Annotated in this window: 5 protein-coding genes and 1 pseudogene; all 6 read left to right on the top strand. The window is 35.5% G+C overall.

What is annotated here, in order from left to right; translation table 11 throughout:
- On the top strand, positions 1-92 hold a 92-nt coding region (locus AFK68_RS44635), incomplete at its 5' end, for a tetratricopeptide repeat protein (RefSeq protein ID WP_371357294.1).
- A 15-nt stretch (positions 93-107) separates the two neighbouring features.
- Positions 108-290 carry a tetratricopeptide repeat protein gene (locus AFK68_RS38495; RefSeq protein ID WP_246844078.1) on the top strand — a complete coding sequence of 61 codons (183 nt, stop codon included), beginning with the start codon at positions 108-110 and terminating at the stop codon, positions 288-290.
- A 48-nt stretch (positions 291-338) separates the two neighbouring features.
- Positions 339-581, top strand: a complete 243-nt coding sequence (locus AFK68_RS08995; RefSeq protein WP_094672435.1) for a hypothetical protein — start codon at positions 339-341, stop codon at positions 579-581.
- A 397-nt stretch (positions 582-978) separates the two neighbouring features.
- On the top strand, positions 979-1305 hold the full coding sequence (locus tag AFK68_RS08985; protein ID WP_143437714.1) for a hypothetical protein: 327 nt from the start codon (positions 979-981) through the stop codon (positions 1303-1305).
- Between the two features lie 347 nt (positions 1306-1652).
- Positions 1653-2743, top strand: a pseudogene (locus AFK68_RS08980) (TIGR03279 family radical SAM protein); the annotation flags it as partial.
- A 1-nt stretch (position 2744) separates the two neighbouring features.
- A partial coding sequence (locus AFK68_RS08975; protein ID WP_143437715.1) for a DUF512 domain-containing protein occupies positions 2745-3203 on the top strand: 459 nt, incomplete at its 5' end.
- Positions 3204-4488: the final 1285 nt, after the last annotated feature.

Below are 4488 nucleotides of genomic sequence, written 5' to 3'. Positions count from 1 at the left end.
ACCTTGCTCAACTCTACAATTATCAAAGAAAATATAGTGAAGCTGAACCTCTTTTACAAGAGGCTTTAGCCATGAGAAAACTTTTTTTTTAAACAGAGCATCCTGATGTGGCTGTTAGCTTAAATGACTTAGGTTTCCTATACCATTTTCAAGGAAAATATGGTGAAGCTGAACCTCTTTATCAAGAGGCTTTAGCTATTTATAAACGTTTTTTTAAAACAGAGCATCCTAATGTAACCACTATCTTAAAAAATCTAGCTTTGCTCTATGCTAAAACTAACCGCCATTAACAATATCTAGAATCTTCTAAAGAAGCTACAAAAGTAAAACATCGCTTGATGAGTCAGGAATTTTTAGGCAGTTCAGAAAATGATAGAATGCTTTTCCTAGACAAAATTAGAACGACACAATATTTCTTATTTTCCCTTGTCTATAAATACTTTTATTCCCTAGAAGAATCTCCAGAAAAATCAGATGCTATTCACACTGCTTTAGATTTAGTCTTAAAACGTAAAGCTATCAGTAACGCCGCTGATGCAGCTTTTAATGCAGCAATGAATAGGGATATTTCTGGCAAGTAATAGTGAAAAAGCTCGTTCAGAAATGATTATTGCTCCGATATTAATAGACCTCAAAAGACAAAACCAAGAACAAATAAATATTTTTTCAGGGATAGATTTTACCGTCGAACCAGAAAAAGTCTTATACCATTTCTCAAAAACTTTTCTATATTTACTTGAGCATGGGAGTAGGGGAGTAGGTAGGGACGTTTTGCTGCGCAACATGGAAAGCGGAGCATTCCGGAACGGAAAACGCATTTTTGCCTGTGCAACGTCCGTACAGAGAAGCAAACATAAGAATAATTAACATTAAACTAGCTCAAATCAGCCAAAAAATGATTCTGATTGTACCGAGCCGTTAATAACTGAAGTACCGCCAAAGTATAGCAATATAGCAATATAGCAATACTTTTGGGAATTGGTATTAAACGGAACCTGTGACTTTTTAATTACTAAGTCTCCAGAAATGTTAACAATAATAGCTCCAGTCATAACTATTGTTGAAGCTCAGAAAGAAAACCTCAATTTAGGATTAGGGCAATGTATTGCAGAAATGATAGCTGCTAGAATATTTAACCAAAAAGAAGGCAACAATATAAGCACAATTTATGGAGCAATTACATCAGGAACTAACTGGCGATTCTGGCAACTTCAAAAACAAAATATTATTATAGATTTGACCGAATATTACCTAAATCAAATTCATCTAATTATGGGAATATTAACAGCTAGTCTCACTTCTTAAATTGGAGAGCAAACCCCTACAGTTTTTTCACAAATTATACCAAATTCAAAAAAGGCAGTTACATCTTAAGTCGTGATTTATTCCTAGAATAAAAAACTTGATAAATCCCATAAATTCTAAAAATTAAACCTTTTTTCCTATTTTTTATTATTATTTTTCTTTGCCAGATGAGCTGTTGCCAGATGAGCTGTGCCGTGACTGTAGTAATATTTTATGAAATTGGTATTATTGAGTTGGGTTTGGAGAGCAAACCCCTACAGTTTTTTTCACAAATCATTTACGATTTCTATAGATAAGTAAATTTTTTTTCCTTCTTTATTCTTCCCTCTTCCTTATTCCTTCATAACATGAGTAAAACTTCTATCCGACCTGCTCTAATAACTAAAGTAATACCCGACTCGATCGCTGCCGAAATTGGTTTTGAACCTGGAGATACGATCGCCTCTATCAATGGACAACAACCACGAGACCTAATAGACTATCAATATATTTGCGCTGACGAATATCTAGAAATAGAAGTTATCGATACAAAAGGTAAAACTCACCACATCGAAATCGAAAAAGACTACGACGAAGATTTGGGGTTAGAATTTTCTACCGCTCTTTTTGATGGTCTAATTCAATGTAACAACCGTTGTCCGTTTTGCTTCATTGACCAACAACCACCAGGTAAACGAGACACCCTATACCTAAAAGATGATGACTATCGTCTGAGTTTCCTATATGGTTCCTACCTAACTCTGACTAACCTCCCGCAACGGGAATGGGAAAGAATAGAACAAATGCGACTGTCGCCACTCTATATTTCCGTTCATGCTACAGAAGCGGAATTACGATCGCGCCTTTTAAAGAACTCCCGCGCTGGTAAAATACTCGAACAAATTCATTGGTTCCAAGAAAGACGACTGCAAATACACGCTCAAGTTGTAGTTTGCCCAGGAATTAATGATGGTGTTCATCTGGAACGTACATTATTAGATTTAGCAAAGTTTCATACTGGAGAGATACCCGCAGTAGCATCCGTAGCAGTTGTACCAGTCGGGTTAACTCGCTTTCGCCCTACAGAAGATGAACTAATACCCGTCACTACCGCAAAAGCAGAAGAAGTGATAGACCAAGTGCAGGAAATTCAGGCCAAACTCAGACAAACATCTGGAAATAATTGTATCTGGTTAGCTGACGAATGGTTTTTAATTGGCCGTCGAGAATTGCCCCCCACTTCAGAATATGAAGATTATCCTCAAATTGGCAATGGTGTCGGTTCAATTCGCCAATTCATATCACAATTTGAAACTTATGTCAAAGACTTTTTAGGACAAAACATTTGCTTAAGCACCCCAAGAAAATTAACCTGGGTAGTAGGGAATGCAGTCGAGAAAGCATTTGTAGCGATCGGCCAGCAACTAAATCAAATTGAAGGATTGGAAGTAAATATGCTNGATTATCCTCAAATTGGCAATGGTGTCGGTTCAATTCGCCAATTCATATCACAATTTGAAACTTATGTCAAAGACTTTTTAGGACAAAACATTTGCTTAAGCACCCCAAGAAAATTAACCTGGGTAGTAGGGAATGCAGTCGAGAAAGCATTTGTAGCGATCGGCCAGCAACTAAATCAAATTGAAGGATTGGAAGTAAATATGCTAGCCTTATCTAGCAATTATTGGGGACAAGACATCACTGTAACTGGACTATTAACAGGCCAAGACTTGTTAGAAGGTTTGCAGGGACAAGACTTAGGAGAAGGAATTTTGTTACCTTCGGTAATGCTCAAACAAGGGGATAATCTATTTTTAGATGACATGACCCTAGAAGAATTAGCAGGCCAACTCCAGACAAATATTTGGCCAGTTGCCGGAGTAGAAGAACTAATCTTAACTGCAGTAGGCGATCGCTGAGTCAACAAACAAGAAGTTAAGGTTATAGGAAAATCTCTAATTTTTCACTAATTAATTTAACTTTTCACCTTTGATTTTAGTAAAGCAATGAACCCATTAGTTTAAAATATCTGTTGGACTTGGAGACTAATAAAAAAATCCATGAGTGTTTTTCGTAATATTGTGGTAGTAGGAGCGATCGGAGCAGTTATTTCAAATGCAGGCCAGGGGTATTCGGCCCCATTACCTGGGCATTCCCAAAGTAATACTCCTGAAAATTCAATTTTAGACCCAGAAGAGGTGAAAGAACAATCTGTTGAAGTGAAAGAAACTCAAGGAGTAAAGTCAGATATTAACTCTTTGGAGAAAGTTACTCAACTCATACCTCAAGGTAGTTTACTAGAAAAATTAAAATCAAATTCTTTAGGTACAAATGTACCATCAAACAGACACTCAGAAGTTAATATCAATAAACAATTACCTGAGGCAAAAGCTAATCAAGAGATAATTTCGGAATTAAAAGAATTCGAAAATATATACAAAAATACAAGTGGTTTATTGGCAGAATTAAAATCTCCGAGAAAAGGAGAAAATATTTCTGCTTCAGCATTACAATTTAAACAAAATATTAATCGTAGTTTTGCAGTTAATCAGAATCCAAAATTTAACGTAGACTCGAAAAATTTAGGAGAATTAGGCAATAAGTCTAATTCCAGTTTATTAGATTTGCTAGAGTCGAAGTCGGACAATTATCAGATAGAAACTCAAATTAATCCGCCTGTAGAAACTAACTTTAAAGAAGCAATAATTCTGGAGAATAAAGAGAGTGATAAATTTCATCCAGATTNCAGATGTCGGCAAATATAATTCCAGTTTATTAGATTTGCTAGAGTCGAATTCGGGAAATTATGAGGGAGAAACTCAAATTAATCCACGACAAGAAACTAACTTTAAGCAAGCAATAATTCTGGAGAATAAAGATACTGAAAAATTTAATCCAGATTCGTCAAAATTAGCAGATGTCGGAAACAAGTCTAATTCCAGTTTATTAAATTTGCTAGAGTCGAAGTCGGGAAATTATCAGATAGAAAATCAAATTAATCCGCCTGTAGAAACTAACTTTAAACAATCTATTATTCTGGAGAATCAAGATAGTGATAAATTTAATCCAGATTCGGAAAAATTAGCAGACCTCGACAAGTCTAATTCCAGTTTATTAAATTTGCTAGAGTCAAAGTCGGGAAATTATGAGGGAGAAACTCAAATTAATCCGCCTGTAGAAACTAACTTTAAACAATCTATTATT

It is taken from the genome of Hydrocoleum sp. CS-953 (assembly GCF_002260545.1).
GTDB lineage: Bacteria > Cyanobacteriota > Cyanobacteriia > Cyanobacteriales > Microcoleaceae > Trichodesmium.
The sequence above is the reverse complement of the archived record's forward strand: the minus strand, read 5'-3'. Positions and strand labels throughout refer to the sequence as shown.